The 16,077-nt window shown below is 69.3% G+C and carries 13 protein-coding genes; 2 read left to right on the forward strand and 11 right to left on the reverse strand.

The window, feature by feature from the left end:
- Positions 1–74: 74 nt before the first annotated feature.
- The 7 genes from DA06_RS12765 to DA06_RS12795 form a co-directional block, all read right to left on the reverse strand.
- Positions 75–968 carry a dihydrodipicolinate synthase family protein gene (locus DA06_RS12765; RefSeq protein ID WP_052436710.1) on the reverse strand — a complete coding sequence of 298 codons (894 nt, stop codon included), beginning with the start codon at positions 966–968 and terminating at the stop codon, positions 75–77.
- A 26-nt stretch (positions 969–994) separates the two neighbouring features.
- Positions 995–1,948 (reverse strand): 4-hydroxy-tetrahydrodipicolinate synthase, encoded by a 954-nt coding sequence (gene dapA, locus DA06_RS12770; protein WP_418605193.1) that lies wholly within the window; start codon positions 1,946–1,948, stop codon positions 995–997.
- 142 nt (positions 1,949–2,090) lie between these two features.
- Complete coding sequence (locus DA06_RS12775; protein ID WP_052436711.1) at positions 2,091–3,641, reverse strand: tripartite tricarboxylate transporter permease; 1,551 nt, start codon at positions 3,639–3,641, stop codon at positions 2,091–2,093.
- Position 3,642: 1 nt separating this feature from the next.
- Positions 3,643–4,230 (reverse strand): tripartite tricarboxylate transporter TctB family protein, encoded by a 588-nt coding sequence (locus tag DA06_RS12780; protein ID WP_418605194.1) that lies wholly within the window; start codon positions 4,228–4,230, stop codon positions 3,643–3,645.
- Positions 4,231–4,232: 2 nt separating this feature from the next.
- On the reverse strand, positions 4,233–5,237 hold the full coding sequence (locus DA06_RS12785) for a tripartite tricarboxylate transporter substrate binding protein (RefSeq protein ID WP_043500632.1): 1,005 nt from the start codon (positions 5,235–5,237) through the stop codon (positions 4,233–4,235).
- Positions 5,238–5,307: 70 nt separating this feature from the next.
- Positions 5,308–6,987 (reverse strand): fucose isomerase, encoded by a 1,680-nt coding sequence (locus tag DA06_RS12790; RefSeq protein WP_043500634.1) that lies wholly within the window; start codon positions 6,985–6,987, stop codon positions 5,308–5,310.
- A gap of 691 nt (positions 6,988–7,678) precedes the next feature.
- Complete coding sequence (locus tag DA06_RS12795; RefSeq protein ID WP_052436713.1) at positions 7,679–9,601, reverse strand: metallophosphoesterase; 1,923 nt, start codon at positions 9,599–9,601, stop codon at positions 7,679–7,681.
- Between the two features lie 327 nt (positions 9,602–9,928).
- Here DA06_RS12795 and DA06_RS12800 point away from each other — a divergent pair, with 327 nt between their 5' ends.
- Together DA06_RS12800 and DA06_RS12805 are read left to right on the forward strand one after the other, a co-directional pair.
- Positions 9,929–10,408 (forward strand): DivIVA domain-containing protein, encoded by a 480-nt coding sequence (locus DA06_RS12800; RefSeq protein ID WP_052436714.1) that lies wholly within the window; start codon positions 9,929–9,931, stop codon positions 10,406–10,408.
- A gap of 115 nt (positions 10,409–10,523) precedes the next feature.
- Positions 10,524–11,564: a zinc-binding dehydrogenase gene (locus DA06_RS12805; protein WP_052436715.1), complete on the forward strand. Its 1,041-nt coding sequence runs from the start codon at positions 10,524–10,526 to the stop codon at positions 11,562–11,564.
- 106 nt (positions 11,565–11,670) lie between these two features.
- Here DA06_RS12805 and DA06_RS12810 read toward each other — a convergent pair whose 3' ends face one another.
- The 4 genes from DA06_RS12810 to DA06_RS12825 form a co-directional block, all read right to left on the reverse strand.
- The gene (locus tag DA06_RS12810) at positions 11,671–12,081 is read right to left on the reverse strand and encodes a hypothetical protein (RefSeq protein WP_418605195.1); all 411 of its coding nucleotides are present in this window, start codon (positions 12,079–12,081) and stop codon (positions 11,671–11,673) included.
- A gap of 276 nt (positions 12,082–12,357) precedes the next feature.
- Positions 12,358–14,109, reverse strand: a complete 1,752-nt coding sequence (locus DA06_RS12815; RefSeq protein ID WP_052436717.1) for an ABC transporter ATP-binding protein — start codon at positions 14,107–14,109, stop codon at positions 12,358–12,360.
- Entirely contained in the window at positions 14,106–15,092 is a 987-nt protein-coding gene (locus tag DA06_RS12820; RefSeq protein WP_052436718.1) for an ABC transporter permease, read from the reverse strand. Before DA06_RS12820 ends, DA06_RS12815 begins: the two co-directional genes overlap by 4 nt.
- Positions 15,085–16,011, reverse strand: coding sequence for an ABC transporter permease (locus tag DA06_RS12825; protein WP_043500654.1), 927 nt, complete (start codon positions 16,009–16,011; stop codon positions 15,085–15,087). The genes DA06_RS12820 and DA06_RS12825 overlap by 8 nt, the downstream gene beginning before the upstream one ends.
- Between the last annotated feature and the right edge of the window lie 66 nt (positions 16,012–16,077).

A 16,077-nucleotide genomic window follows, 5' to 3' on the forward strand; every position in this document is an offset into this window, starting at 1 on the left:
GTCTAGATGATGGGGCGGCGGGGCCGGGCGAGAGATTCGCCCGGCCCCGGCGCGGCCCCGAGATCGGGTCCCCGTCAGACCGCGACGGCCTCGATGTCGCTGATGCCGGTCAGGGCCTCCTCGAGCGCGGCTCGCACCTGGTCGCTCACGGGTGTGAGCGGGCTCCGGGGGTAACCGCTCTGGCGCCCCAGTGCGGAGGCGGCCGCCTTCATCCGGGCGGGAAACTGAGCACCGCGGACCAGCCGCCACACCGGGTACAACCGCTCCTGCAGGGCCAGTGCCTCTTCGTGGCGCCCGGACCGGACGAGCTCCCACATCCGCACGCTGGTGCGCGGGAAGAGGGACAGGATCGCCGAGATTGCTCCGTCGGCGCCCAGCGCGTAGCAGGAGGCGAGCATCTCGTCGGTGGCTGCGTACACCAGGCCCTTGTCGCGGGAGGCAAGGCGCATGTCGTACATCGCCATGATTCCGCCGACGCTCTGCTTGATGCCGACCACGTGCTCGATGTCGAGCAGCTCGGCGGCCAGTTCAGAACTGATCTGGTTCTGCGGGATGACGTTGTAGATGATCACCGGCAGACCGACCTCGCGCGAGAGCGTCTGGTAGAACAGCCGGTTACCGCCGTCGTCAGGGACGAGGACGTTGTAGAACGTCGGTGTGACCATCAGGGCGTCAGCGCCCGCGTCCCGGGCAAGCAGCCCCGTGCGAACCGCGGCTGGGGTGGAGGAGCGGATGATGCCGGCCACCACGGGGACGCTGTCGTGGTTCTCCTCGCGAATGATCGCGAGCATCTCGACGAGCTCGTCGTCCGTGAGTGCAGCCCCCTCCCCGGTGCTACCACCGGGAGAGATGCCGTGGACTCCTGAATCCAGGAGGAGGCGCACCTCGGCGCGGAAGGCCTCGACGTCCAGGGCGCCGTCCTCTGTGAATGGCGTCAGGACGGGCGCGATGATGCCGGTCAAGTTCACCGCAGCAACCTTCTGTGGTGCGCTGCTCACTTGGCTGCGGCCAACTCGAGCGCACCGAACCGCTCGAGCTCGCGACGGATGTTCTCGCGCTCCTCGGGCGAGGCAGAGGTGAGCGGCAGGCGGGGTGACCCAGCATCGACGCCGGCGATCCGCATGGCGTCCTTCCACAGGGGTGCGGGGTTGGTGCGACCGCCCTGGCCCATGATCTTCAGAACGGGATACAGCTTGGCCTGCATCCGACCGGCTTCGACGACGTCACCGGCCTGGAAGGTCTCGATCATCGTGCGGATGAAGTCGCCCAGCAGGTGCGACGCGCCCGAGACGACGCCGCCGACGCGCTCACCAGCCTGGGCGTAGGTCTCCAGGATCATGGTGTCGTCGCCGTTGTAGAGGATGAAGTCCTCCGGCGTGACATTGAGGTACTGGGTGATCTGCTTGGGGTTGAGCTCGGCCTCGTCCTTGATGGCGACGACGTTCTCGATCTGGGCGAGCTGTCCGACGATCTCCGGAGAGAGGTTGACGCCGGTGAAGATCGGGATGTTGTAGAGCATGATGTTGGCGTTACCGAGCTCGCCGGCCACGGCCTCGTAGTGCGCGAGCAGTTCTGTCTGGCTCGGCTTGGTGTAGTACGGGGAGACGACCATGAGGGTCTCGATGCCAAGGTCAACCGCCTTGCGGCCCAGGGCGATTGTCTCCTTGGTGGACGTGCAGCCAATACCAGCCACCACCGGCAGGCGGCCGGCAGCGGCCTCGACGCCGGCCTCGAACACGGCTACGCGCTCGTCGAACGTCTGAGTGTGGAACTCCCCTGTGGTCCCGGAGAGGATGAGTGTGTCGGCCTTGTTGTTCTCGATCAGGTAGTCGATGAGGCTCGTCAACTTCTCCAGGTCGAGTTCCTGGTCATCCCCGAAGGGCGTCAGGACGGGGACCAGGATCTTGCCGTAGCGGTTCTTGTCGAACATCGTGTCCTTCGCATTCACTGGTGAGAGCTCGTCGGTTTTGACTCTCGGGGCGGAGCGGTCTCTCTGAGTTTTTCCGTTGCGATGGCGTAGCGCTGAGCTGCGGGCTTGATCGCATCACTCCTTGGATGGTGTGTTCAGGGTGGCGGCGTCGTTGGGTGCGTCAGTCCACGGTCCGTGCGACCTTGACGGCGTCCTCGCTGCCTTCTTCGAGGATCGTCTCCATCTGGTCACGCTGTTTGCGCTCCGATCGCCAGACATAGACGAGCGACAGCACGATCAGTGCCCAGAAGATCAGCGAGGCCGGCCGGGTGAAGAAGATCGTCCAGTCCCCGTGGGTGATCGTCATCGCCCGCCGGAAGTTGGTCTCCGCCATGGGACCGAGGATCAGGCCGAGGATCAGCGGTGAGACCGGGAACTCACGGACCACCATGAAGTAGCCGAGCACACCGAAAACGACCGCCACGAATACGTCCGCAATACGGTTGTTGATGGCGTACGAGCCCACCAGGCACAGCAGCAGGATGATCGGAACGATCACGGAGGTCGGGATTCTCACCACGTACGCGAACATTCGCGCAGCAACAGTGCCTACCAAGAGGATCAGCACGTTGGCGACGATGAAGCTGGCGAAAATCGTGTACACGAGTGAGGACTGCTCGCCCGTGAAGAGTTGCGGTCCTGGCGTCAGCCCGTGGATGAGCAGGCCGCCGAGCAGCACGGCAGTGCCTGCTTCCCCCGGGATGCCCAGTGTGAACATGGGGATCATCGCACCGCCCACAACGGCGTTGTTGGCGGACTCCGACGCCGCGACGCCCTGCGGGTTTCCCCTGCCGAACGGGATTCGGCCCTTCGGGCGCCGCTTCGCCTCCGAGTAGGACAGGAACGCCCCGATGTCGGTGCCCGTGCCGGGAATTGCACCGATAGCGGTGCCGATGAGAGATCCGCGCGCAATGGTCGTGGTGCTGTCGCGCAGGTCCTGCCGGGAGATCCAGCGGCGTCCGGAGATCTCGGGCAGAGCGCTCATCGCGGAGGACTCGCGGATCATCACCAGGGCTTGGGTGATGCCGAAGACGCCGATGAGCACTGGGATGAGAGAGATGCCGCCGTACAGCTCTTGGGAGCCGAATGTCAGTCGCACCTGCCCGGAGATCGGGTCCAGTCCGACGATGCCGACGACCAGGCCGATGAGTCCCGCGACGTACCCCTTGAGCAGGGACTTGCCGGCGACCGCTGCGATGATCGTCAGGCCGTAGATCGCCAGGACGAAGAACTCTGGCGCCTGGAAGTTCAGCGCCAGCCGGGCGATCGCCGGAGCCAGAACGCTCATCAGCAGGGCAGAGACGAGGCCGCCTACGGCGGAGGCGAACATCGCCATGGCGAGACCCTCGCGAGCCCGCCCCTGCTTGGTCATGGGGTAGCCGTCGAGGGCTGTGGCGGCCGACGCCGGTGTGCCGGGGACGTTCAGCAGGATCGCGGGGACGGAGCCGCCAGCGATACCGCCGGCAAAGATGCCCATGAGAACTGCCAGCCCCGTCTCCGCCTCCATGAGGAAGGTGAAGGGCAAGAACAGCGCCATCGCCATGGTCGCTGTGAGGCCCGGAAGGGCTCCGATGACCATGCCAGCGGCGACCGCACCCGCAATGCCTGCGATGAGTCCGGGCGAGGAGAACAGCGTTCCGAGCCCGCCGAGCAGAGAAGAGAAAACGTCCATGTCAGCCTCCCAGGAAGACGTCGATCGGGGCAGCTGGCAGGGGGACGGCGAAGAGACGGCCGAAGATGATCATGACGATCCAGGTGGCCACCGCCGCGACGAGCAGATTGCTCCACCACCGGCGTGCCCCGGTCAGCCACCCCGCGACGAACAGAAGAGAGGTGAAAACGACGAAGAAGCCGATCTGCTCGAGAAGAAGGCCGGCGGCGATGAGGGCAGCAATCCCGATCACTACCTTGCGCGTCAAGGCCGGACCAGGATCCTCCTCGCTCTCGTGCGCGCCGCGCAGCGTCTGGATCACCAGAGCGACTGCAGCGATCGTGCAGAGCACGGCGATGAGGATCGGCAGAGTTGCCGGTCCAGGTTCACCACCGACCCCGGCCTTGTAGCCGGGAACGTCGATCACGATGATGACCGCCACGGCCACCAGGAGCCCCGCAAGGGCGAGAGGTACGGCTCGCCGCGAGCGGGGATCCGGTGCTGACCCGCCGTTCTGGGATGGGCCCAGCTGATTGACCCTCTCGTCAACGACGGCGTCCGGGCGCTCATTCACCGCGCCTTCGCTTTCGATTCGACGATCAGCGATCATGCTTATGCGCCCTCACCAAGAAGGTCGACGTACATGTCACGGGCGTTCTCGAAGAACTCCTGGAACTCCTCCGTCTCCATCACCCGGACGCCGAAGCTGTTGTTCTCCATCACCTCGACGAAGGTCTCCTCCTCGGCCATCTTCACGAAGGCGTCGTTGAGGGTGCTGACAACCTCCGGGTCCATCCCGGCGGGGCCGGCCATGCCGCGGAAGGTGCCGATCTGCACGTCGTACCCCTGCTCGCTGAAGGTCGGGACGTCGGGCAGGGCCTCGAGGCGGTCCTCCAGGGCGATGCCGAGTACCTTCATCTCCCCCGCTTCGACCTGCGCGCGCACCTCGCCGATGGAGAAGGACATGGCGTCCAAGGTCCCGCCGAGCACGGCCTGTGCCGCCGTGGCGGCGCCGTCGTACGGCACGTGCGTCACCTCGATGTCGGCCTCCCGCTCGATAGCGGTGGTGGCGAGGTCCCACGCCAGGCCAGGCCCGGAGTTGCCGACCGTGATCTCTCCCGGCCGCGCCTTGGCGTCGGCGACGAACTCCTCGACGGTGTCCCAGGGAGCGTCAGCCCGCACAGCAAGAGCGGCGGGGTCCTCGTTGATGAGGGTGATGAGAGTGAACTCGTCCAGACCGAAGTCGTAGAGGCCCTGCTCCTCCATGAAGCCGATCTCAGGGGAGACGATGGTGATCTTGTAGCCGTCAGGCTCTGTGGAGTGTGCGATCTCGCCCCAGCCGACGGCGCCGGAACTGCCTGGCTTGTTGACGACATTCATCTGGACGCCCAGGTGCTCCTCGGCGCCCTGCGCGAAGGCGCGCGTCATGATGTCGGTCCCGCCGCCGGCGCTCCAGGCCACGATCGTCTCGATCGGCGCTTCCGGATAGCTCGAGGCGGCTCCAGTTTCCTCACCACCGTTGGCTGCGTTGGCGCCACCGGCGGTGTCAGCGCAGGCGGTGAGAACCACGGCCGTTGCGGCCGCGAAGGAGAGGGATGCTGCGAGCTTCTTACGCATGAGGGATGCCCTTCGTCGTTGGAGGTTGGGGGTTGGGTCGGGGGACAGGGACTCGGTACCTACTGGGGGTTCAGGCGCTGGCCAGCTCGCCGGTGGCCTGTAGGCCAGAGGCGGCAACGGTGACGTCGCCGCAGAGGTGGACGTGGACGCCGAGGCGTTCGAACATGGCGGCCTTGGCGGTGAGCGCCTTGTCGGCGGTGGTCGCGTCGGGGGCGTAGACGAGCTGGGCGTGGTTGGCCTTGTGGCGGGCCATGAACTGGTCGCGGGTGACGCCGTCGATCACGACGTGCGCGATCGGCCACTCGGGGTTGGTGGCCTCCTTGCGGCGGCGGGTCTCCTCCTCGGGGAGCTCGACGACGCGGCCGCGGCCCAGGTCCACGTGCAGCTCGCCGTCCTCGATGTAGACGCGGGACCAGACGATCTCGCCGGGCCGGGACACCCCGTTGATGGTCGCGCCCCCGGCGGGGAAGAAGACGTGGCCCTGGCGCCAGCCCTCGGCGCCGGCGTAGCCGCCGACGAGGTGCGAGGCGGGCACGGAGCCGGAGATCTCGTAGACCCAGACGTACTCGCCGTCGTAGTCCTCGCCCCAGCGCACGTCGTGCAGGGTGTTGGCGGGGTCGAGCCCCATGGCGGTCCAGATGCGGTTGGTGACCAGGGCGTCGACGGCGACCCCCTCGTCGACCTCGTTGAAGTGCGGCAGCGCCTGCCCCTCGTACAGGACGCGGGCGCCGTCGCGGCTGGTCACCGGCGGGCGGGCGACGTTGTTGAGCAGGCCCTCGACGAGGTCGGAGGCGGGGGAGAGGTTCTTCAGGCCCTGCTGGTACTGGATGCCGACGGCGTCGAGGCCGAAGTCGTCGCTGATGCGCACGGCGGCGACGTACATCTTGTACTGCCAGCGCAGCTGGTCCTCGGTCAGCTCGGTGGCCGGGTCGGTGCCGAGGCGGAACGTCATCCCGGCGTCGGTGAGCCAGCGGCCCACGGCGTCGGCCTCCTCGTCGGTGACGGTCTGCATCTGGGCCCACAGCTCGGACTGGGAGAGGCGTTCCTTGTAGATGCCGACGGCGTTGATCAGCTCGTCGTCGATGATGGCGTTGTACATGCCCATGCAGCCCTCGTCGAAGACGCCGATGATCGCCTTGTCGTCGAGGAGCTGGTCGGCCAGCGCCCGGCCGAGCTCGGTCTCGGCGCTCTCGGGCAGGGTGGGCAGCGCGCGCACGTGGGAGGTGTCGTGGGTGACGGTGCCGGTCCGCAGCCAGGTGCGCAGGTTCTCGCGGAACCACTCGTCGGTGCCGTCGACGGTCCACAGCGTCGAGTACCCGATCCCGGCCTTGGTGAGCGAGCCGTTGAGGTTGAGCAGGCCCACCAGCCCGGGCCAGGCGGGCTCGAAGTTGGCCAGGGTCAGGATGGGGCCGGCGTGGGAGCGCAGCCCGGCCAGCACGTGGTGGGAGTACTGCCAGTTCGCGATCGCCACGATCAGGGGCGCCTCGCGCGGGACGTTCCGGAACACCTCCAGGCCCATCCGCTGGCTCGAGACGAAGCCGTGCCCGGTGACCGGGTCCGGGTCGAACGCGCGCACAGCGTCCCAGCCGGCGGCACGGACCTGCTCGGTCACCAGCTTCTCGAGCTCGACCTGCAGCGGCCAGGCGGCGACGTTGGCCGGCTCACGCAGGTCGCCGCTGGTGACGACGTACACGGTGCCCGGCGGGGCGACCCTCGGCTCGGGCAGGGCAGGCAGGGTGTAGGCGGTCATGGGCTCCTCAGATCTTCTTCTGGTGGTCGGCCAGCGCGTGCACCACGTCACAGCTGGCGGCCTACGGCTTAGGCGGCGCGCCCGACGGGTCCACCGACCCGATGAACCCGAGGCGCCGAGCGCGAGACATCACCGCTGAGGCGTACCCGGTTGCCCTTCCCGTTGAGGGTTCTGCACTTCTCCCTCAGGACTGCGCTTCGTTGCCGCATGACTTGGAGCCTGCCAGCAAACGATTACTGATGTCAAGCAATCGATTACTTCAATTGATGGCGGCGACAGGGGCCGCAGAATCCACCGGAAGTGCCTTTTGATCATTGGCACTGGATCGGTGGAGGAAACGTCTCCGTGAGCCAGCGCAGCGGCAGGTTGCCTCGGATGTGGAACGGCCGGCACTCACGGTCGATCCCGTCGGTTTCGGGTCCGTCGCACCGTTGACCGCAAGGCATCAGCGCATCCTGGGGCTGCAACAACCGACCGGGCCCACCGGGCCCACGACACGGCTGCCGAGGCAGGCGGCGAACCGCACCGGGGTAAGGCCTCGTCCTGCAGTCCACGGGTTCAAACTGATGGCTCAGCACGCGATCTCGGCGGCGACAACCGCCCCGACCTCGGGAACCGGCCGCTCGAGCCTTCTGATGCACGGTGGGCCGGTCCCAAGGGACCGGCCCACCGTCGTCTCATGAGTCGTGGGCTACCTCTGCTGCCCCGGGGCGGAGGCCCGGCCCGGCCGGCACTCGGCCGCCCCGGCCACCGGGGTGCCGTCGTCGTCGAGTGTCACGGTGACAACGTCGTCGTAGACGCGCCGCTCGGTGCGGACGAGGTCGTAGTTCTCGTCCAGGACCGGGAAAAGGTAGACCGGGCTGAGCGTCATCTCGGCGCCGCACCGGGTGTTCTCCAGGTCCATCTGCAGGTGGCCGTAGTGCAGCCCGCCGTCGAGGAGTCGCGGGTTGCCATTCTCGTCCACCTCCCACGTCTCGGGCTCGTCGGCCGCGGCGGTCCACTCGGAGTGGCTGTTGAACCGGATCGGGGCATACTCGCCGGTCTCGTCCTGGGCGAGCTGCTCACCGCGCAGGCCGTCCGCCGCGATGCCGACGTCGTAGGAGTGGAAGCCCACGCCGTCGCCGTCCTCGTCCACCCAGGAGCGCTCGAACATCTCGTCGTGGCCGGAGATGACCGCGGCGACCCCGTACTTCTCGAACAGCGGCGTGTAGACCCGCATGGCGACGCCGGACTGGTTGTCGGCGTGCTCGTGGTTGGGCGGGGTGCCGTGCACGCCGTTGGAGTAGGCGGCGTGGTGGAACTGCACGACGACGATCTGCCCCTGCTCGCGCGCGTCGGCGAGCTGCTCCTCGGCCCAGGCCCACTGCTCGGTGCCGGGATTGAAGTTGGGCAGGTCGGAGTCCTCGGGCGTGCTGCCGGGGAAGATCTGGGTGAAGGCGGTGCCGTAGTTCTCGGCGGTGAACTCGCCCTGGGTGTCGGTGCTCATCCGGGCATCAGTGAGGCCCAAGTCGTCGCCGGAGAAGACCTCGCCCGAGAGCGTGCCGGTTTCGACGTCCTCGTCCGGCAGGCCGTTGGTGGAGTCGAGCGTCAGGACGGTCAGCGGGCCGTGGTCGACGCGGTGGTAGGAGTCCTTGAACTGGGGGTTCGCCGCGTCACCGGCGGTGTCGAAGTACTCGTGGTAGCGGTTGCGCGCGATGACGGCCGGGGTGCGGTCCTCGTCCGTGCCGTAGCCGCCGTTGAGGGCGGCGTAGGTCTCCCAGTTGCCGAGCGCGGTGACCAGCGGGGTGTGGGTGGCCAGGGTGCCGTACTCGCCGGCGAAGTGGCGCCAGAACTCGTCCCAGGCGGGCTGGTAGCCGGAGCCCTGGGCGAGGTCGCCGGCGATGAGCATGAGGTCGGGGTCGGCCTTCTCGATCCACTCGGTGTTCTCGATCAGCGCGCGCTGCTGGTCCATCGGGTAGCGCAGCGTGAACTCCCCGTACCGGGTGGTCGAGCCGTACTTCTCCGCCCACAGCGAGCCGGGGCCGGGACGCTCCGCGGAGCCCTCGGCGTAGCCGGTCTGCGGGTGCAGCTCCCACTCGCGGTGCTCGACGGCGCCGCGCGGCTCGGTCTCGGTGTCGGAGAACGCGACGACGCGCAGGTCCTTCCACGCCTCCGCGCTCGGGGCGGTGGTGAGGGTGGCCGAGTGCTGCTGCCCGCCCTGCTCGACGGTGTAGCGGTAGGTGTGGTCGGCCTTGAGGCCGTCGAGGGTGACGGTGTGCTTGTAGCTGCTGTTCGCCCGCAGCCACGAGCCCTGCTGAAGGTCCGGGATCTCCTGCGCGAGCTCCGCCTCGGTGTACTCCATGAGGTCGAGGTGGCGCGGCTCGGAGGTGAGCGTGGTCCTCCCGCGCAGGCCGGGGCCGCTGACGGTGACGGTGCCGGGCTCGTCGGTCTCGGAGACCCAGCTCAGCGTCATGGCGTCCTCGCCGGGCTGCTGCAGGTACGGCAGCACCCGGAAGCCGGGCTGCGGCGCCGGGAGGTCGACGGCGGACGGGACCGCGGGGGCGGCGACGGCGCCCGCCCCCAGCGGAAGCGTCGCCATCCCGGCGACGACGGCGATCTGGACGAGTCTTCTCATGGCGCCTCCTGGTCGTGTGGTCCCGCGGGCGCATCGGCGCGCCCACCCCACCGGACGGAGATGACCTCGGTGTGCACCCCCTGCGGCGGGGCGGGGAACGTTCGGTGAACGATGCGGACCAGGATGGCCCTATTCCCCCCGACCGCACCAGGGGGCCGTCGCTGCGCCGGGCCACCAGAGACCGGCGTCCCTGCGGAACGAAGCCGGCACAGCGACGCCATGCGCACGCCGTCGTCCAAAACCCGGCGCGGCGCAGATCGCGGTGGAACGATCGGGACAGCTACCGGCCGGGACGCCCCGGCCGCCCCGACGACGAGGGATGCCCCGATGACGAGCCTGAGCGCCGACGGCGTGCTCCGAGCGAAGTTCCGGCCCACCCGGTTCCGCGAGGGGTACGACCAGGACGAGGTGGATGACTTCCTCGACACCGTCACCGCGGTCCTCAGGTCCCACGAGGCCGGCGAGCGCGTCGACGCCGTCGCGGCCGCGGAGCTGTGCCGGAACGCCAGCTTCCGGCCGACGAAGTTCCGCGAGGGGTACGACCAGCACGAGGTCGACGACCTCATCGCCGCGCTCGAGCAAGGCCTCCTCGCGATCGCCGGCCGCGGGGCCGGCGCGCCGGCGGGAACGGGCGGCGCTACGCCGCCGGACGGCAGGCTCGTCCCGCCCGCGGACAACGTAGCAGCGGTCCTGAGCCCCCGGCCGGGCGAGTACCCGGTGCGGCGGATGCCCGCGATCGGACTCTTTCTGGTCATCACGGCGGCCGTCGGGGTGGTGGCGCTGATGGTGAACATGTTCGCCATGTAGCTGACGCACCCCTGGGCGTCGAGCCCGGGATTCCGCTGGACGGCGGCGCGCGGCACCCTGGTCCTGACGGGTGATAGGACTGAGGCAAAGCCGCAAGACCGAGGAGTTCCCAGCCATGTCGCAGTACCGCTTTGCCACCGCACCCACCGAGCGCGCCCTGGAGCTGCGAACCGGTGAGGTGCCGCAGCCGGCCCCGGACGGGGTCGTCGTCGACGTCTCGTACTGCGGCATCTGCGCCACCGACACCCACGGCTACACCTCCGGCGGGCTGCCGCCGGCCGTGTTCGGCCACGAGTGGACCGGCACCGTCGCCGCCGTCGGCGAGGACGTCGAGGGGCTGAGCGTCGGCCAGCGTGTGGTCGCCGCCGTCGGCCCGGCGTGCGGCACCTGCGCCCAGTGCCGCGCCGGGCACACCCAGAACTGCGACGTGGTCTTCGCCGAGGCCAACGGGGTCACGCCGGACTCCCCCGCGCACGGCGGCTTCGCGACGTCGATCGCCGTGCCGGCGCGCCGCGTCCTGCCCGTCCTGGACGGCCTCACCGACGAGCAGGCGGCGCTCGTCGAGCCGACGGCGGTCACCTTCCACGCCGTCAAGCGCGCGCGTCAGCCGCTGGGCGCGTTCGTCGTCGTCCAGGGCGCGGGCCCGATCGGCCTGCTGGCGGCCCAGCACGCCCGGCACGCCGGCGCCGCGCGCGTCGTCGTGGTCGAGCCGAACGAGGCGCGCCGCGAGGTGGCGCGCGAGCTCGGGTTCACCGAGGTGCTCGCCCCCGGTGACGACTTCACCCGGTACGTCTCCGAGACCAGCGACGGCCTCGGCGCCGACGTCCTGTACGAGTGCACCGGTGCGGCCCGGCTGTTCCAGGCCTCGGCCGAGCTGGTGCGCCGCGGCGGCACGCTGGCGCTGCTCGGCTTCCCGTCGACGACGTCGGAGGTCAGCTACCCGGACTGGCAGATCCGCGAGCTCACGGTCATCGGCTCCCTCGCCTACAACCACGAGGACTTCGTCGGCGCGATGCACGCCATCGCCGGCGGCGCCGTCAACGTGGACATCCTGCACACCGGCACCATCGGCCTCGACGAGCTCGAGGCCGCGTTCGAGGAGCTGGACAACGGCACCAGCCGGCACGCCAAGGTGCTCGTCGACCCGCGCCGCTGACGTCCCACCCCGGACAAGCGGATGAGGCCACCGATCAGGCTCGGTGGCCTCGTCCGGCAGTCCCTGAGGGCCGCGACCTGGCGGTGCGGAGCGGCGCTGTCCCCGGCTACCGGGCGGACGTCACCAGCGGTTCGCGCGCGACCGGCGCAGGCTCCGCCGTCGTGCGGCGGACCGGAAGCAGCATGAGCGCCAGCCCGACGACGACCCAGGCCGCGAGGACGAGCAGCGCGGGACGCGGCGCCGGCGCGCTGGCCCCGAAGGGCGTGCGCGCCCCCAGTCCCACTGCGTGACGACCCCGCTCAGCCACGTCCAGTAGCGCTCGAGGAGCGGGACCTGGTCGCTGAGGTTGTACGACCGCAGCGCGTTCTCGATCGACGCGGGGTCGACCGGGGGGGTTGCGCTGCTCGTACAGCATCCTCGGATCCAGCTGGGTGGCGGCGAGGATGTACACCAGGCTCACCGCGACGAAGAGCAGGACCACGTAGTTGAGGACCCTGCGGGAGAGGAACAGGAGCATGCTCTGGCTTTCGGCAAGGGTCGGACCCACGCCGAACGTCGGCACGTTCGTCGTGGGTCGACCTGACGGACAGCACCGGCACAGCGCTGTGACCTGGCTCATGCCGGCGTCACGACAGCGTACATGGTCGTCCATTACCCGTTGGTTGCCGGAAGGTCACGGTCCGGCCACGGATCGGGACGGGGCGCCGTCGCCCGCCCTCGCTGGGAAACGCGACCGCCCGCCGTCGTGCGCGGGGCACGGGCGGCGGGCGGTCAGGGAACCGGCAGACGGTTGTCAGAGCCCGGCGGGCGGGGCGTCCGGCACCTCGGGGCCGAGCTCGAGGCTGGCTCCGGGGATCGCGGCGAGCAGCTCGCGGGTGTACTGCTGCCGCGGGTTCTCGAACACCTCGTCCGTGCTCGCCTGCTCGACGATGCGCCCCTTCTCCATCACCGCGACCTGGTCCGCGATCTGCCGGACGACGGCGAGGTCGTGGGTGATGAACAGGTAGGTCAGTCCCAGCTCGGCCTGCAGGTCGTTGAGCAGGCTCAGCACCTGCGCCTGGACGAGCACGTCGAGGGCGGACACCGCCTCGTCGCACACCACGAGCGAGGGCTGCAGGGCCAGGGCGCGCGCGATCGCCACCCGCTGCCGCTGGCCTCCCGAGAGCTCGTTCGGGTACCGCCGCATGGTCGACTTGGGCAGCGAGACCAGGTCGAGGAGCTCGGCCACCCGCTGCGCCCGCGACCTCTTGTCGCCGATCCTGTGGACCCGCAGCGGCTCCTCGATGGTCCGGAAGATGGAGTACATCGGGTCCAGCGAGCCGTAGGGGTTCTGGAAGATCGGCTGGACCTGGCGCCGGAAGTCGAACAGCTGGCGCCGGTCGAGCGCCCCGACCTCCGTGCCCTCGAAGATGACCCGGCCCTCGGTGGGCTCGAGGAGGTTCAGCATGATGTTGGCGACGGTGGACTTGCCGGAGCCGGACTCCCCCACCAGCGCCATCGTCGAGCCGCGCGGGATGGCGAAGGAGACATCGTCGACGGCCTTGAACTCCCGGCCGACGCCCGGGACGGCACCGCGCAGGGAGAAGACCTTGGTGAGGTTCCGCACCTCGACGATGTCCTTCACCCGCTCCGCGCGGCCGTCGCCGCTGGCGAGCAGCTCCTCGGTCTCGACCCCCTGCTCCTTGGCGCTCTGGATGCGCCGAGAGGCCAGGGACGGCGCCGAGGACACGAGGCGCTGGGTGTAGGGGTGGCGGGGGTCGGCGAGGATCTGCCTGGCCGGGCCGGACTCGACCACGCGGCCGCGGTGCATCACGACGAGGTGCTCGGCCCGCTCGGCGGCGAGCCCGAGGTCGTGGGTGATGAACAGCACGGCGACGTGGCGCGCCTGCGTGAGGTGGTCGAGGTGGTCGAGGATCTGCCGCTGGACGGTCACGTCCAGGGCGGAGGTCGGCTCGTCCGCGATGAGCAGCCGTGGCTGGCCGGCGAGGCCGATGCCGATGAGCGCGCGCTGGCGCATGCCGCCGGAGAACTCGTGCGGGTACTGCTTGGCGCGTCGCGCGGCGTCCGGGAGACCCGCCGCCGCGAGCACCTTCTCCACCTCGGCGTCGGCGTCGTTGCCCTTGGCGACGCCGTTGGCGACCAGCGCCTCCTTCACCTGGAAGCCGATCTTCCACACCGGGTTCAGGTTGGACATCGGGTCCTGCGGGACCAGGCCGATCTCCCGGCCGCGCAGGTCCTCGATCTCCTTGCGGGAGGCGCCGACGAGCTCGCGGCCGCCGAACTTGATCGACCCGCCGGTGATGCGCCCGGTGCCCGGGAGCAGGTCGATGACGGCGTGCGCCGTGGTGGACTTGCCGGAGCCCGACTCCCCCACGATCGCCACGGACTGGCCGGGGTAGACGGTGAGGTTGGCGCCGCGCACGGCCGGGACCATGCCGGTCGAGGACCGGAACGCCACCTCGAGGTCCCGGATCTCGAGCAGGGGGGTGTTGGGGTCGACGGCCTCCGCCACCGCCGTCGCCGCCTGCGTGAGGTTCTCCGTCATCGTGCGCGCACCTTCGGGTCCAGGGCGTCGCGCACGGCGTCGCCCATCATGATGAAGCCGAGCACCGTCAGGGCGAGGGCGCTGGCCGGGTAGAACAGCACGGCGGGCCGCGTCCGCAGGGACTGCTGCGCGATGGAGATGTCGCCGCCCCAGGAGACGACGTTCGGCGGCAGGCCGATGCCGAGGAAGCTCAGGGTCGCCTCGGCGACGATGAAGGTGCCGAGCGCGACCGTGGCGTAGACGATGATCGGCGCCGCCGCGTTGGGCAGGATGTGCCGGGTCAGCGCGGCGGTCCGGCCGACACCGAGCGACTTCGCCGCCGTGACGTAGTCGTTGTTCTTCACGCTCATGACGGACCCGCGGGTGATGCGCGCGATCTGGGTCCAGCCGAACGAGGCCAGCACGGCCACGACCGTCAGGGAGGTCCGGTTCTGGCTGAAGAGCTGCATGATCACGATGGCGGCCAGGGTCAGCGGGATCGCGAAGAAGATGTCGGTGATGCGCGAGAGGATCGTGTCGAACCAGCCGCCGAAGAAGCCGGCGATCGCACCCATGACCGTGCCGATGATCAGCACCGCCAGGGTGGTCAGCACGCCCACGGTCACCGAGGGCCGCGCGCCGTAGATGACGCGGGAGTAGATGTCGCAGCCCTGCTTGTCGAAGCCGAAGGGGTGCCCGGCCGAGGGGCCGGCGAGGCTGTTCGACAGCTCGCAGAACCGCGGGTCCTGCGACGTGAAGAGCGTCGGGAAGGCCGCGACCACGACGACGACGGAGATGATGGCGGCCGCGATCCAGAAGATCGGACGACGGCGCAGCTTGTGCCAGGCCTCGCTCCACAGGCTCGACGGGGCGCCGGAGTCGTCGACGGCGTCGACGGCGCCGAGGCCGGTCTCGTCCAGCTCCGCGAAGAAGTGCTCCTGGTGGCGGCGCGTGGCCACGGGCTCGGGGCCGCGGCCGGTGCCGGTGTGGGTGATGTCAGGCATAACGGATCCTCGGGTCCAGGACGGCGTAGAGCAGGTCGACGACCAGGTTCGCGACGATGTAGATCATGACGAGCACGGTGGTCAGCGACACCACGGTGGCGTTCTCCCCCTGGAGCACTGCACGGTAGAGCGTCCCGCCCACGCCGTTGATGTTGAAGATGCCCTCGGTGACGATCGCCCCGCCCATCAGGGTGCCGAGGTCGGCGCCGAGGAAGGTCACGACCGGGATGAGCGAGTTGCGCAGGACGTGCACGTTCACGACGCGACCGCGCGAGAGGCCCTTGGCGGTGGCGGTGCGGACGTAGTCGGCGGTGAGGTTCTCCGACACGGACGTCCTCGTGAGCCGGATGACGTACGCGAACGAGACGGCACCGAGCACGATCGCCGGCAGCAGCAGGCTCTTGAAGTCCGGGTCGCTCCCGGCGGTCGGGGGCAGCCAGCCGAGCTGGACGCCGACGACGAACTGCAGCACGAAGCCGATGACGAAGGTCGGCACGGCGATGACGAACAACGACGTGACGAGGGCGGTGGCGTCGAAGAGACGGCCCTTGCGCAGACCGGCGAAGAGACCGACGATCACGCCGAACACGCCCTCGAAGAGCACCGCCATGACGGCGAGCTTGAACGTCACGGGCAGAGCGCCCGCCATCACCTCGGAGACGTCCCGCCCGGAGAAGGTGACGCCGAAGTCGAGAGTGAGGATGCCCTTGAGGTAGAGCAGGTACTGGACGATGAACGGCTCGTCGAGGTTGTACTGCTCACGGATCTGCTGCTGCACGGCCTCGGGCAGCCCGCGCTCACCGCCCAGCGCGGCGACCGGGTCGCCGGGCAGGGCGAAAACCATGAAGTAGATGAGCAGCGTGGCCCCCAGGAACACAGGGATCACCTGCAGGATCCTGCGCCCGATGTACCGGAGCATCAGGTCCCTCCTCGATGAAGTCGTTTCGTCAGACACTACGCGCGGACGTCTACGGGCCAGGGCCCG

Source organism: Georgenia sp. SUBG003, from assembly GCF_000715355.2.
GTDB lineage: Bacteria > Actinomycetota > Actinomycetes > Actinomycetales > Actinomycetaceae > Georgenia.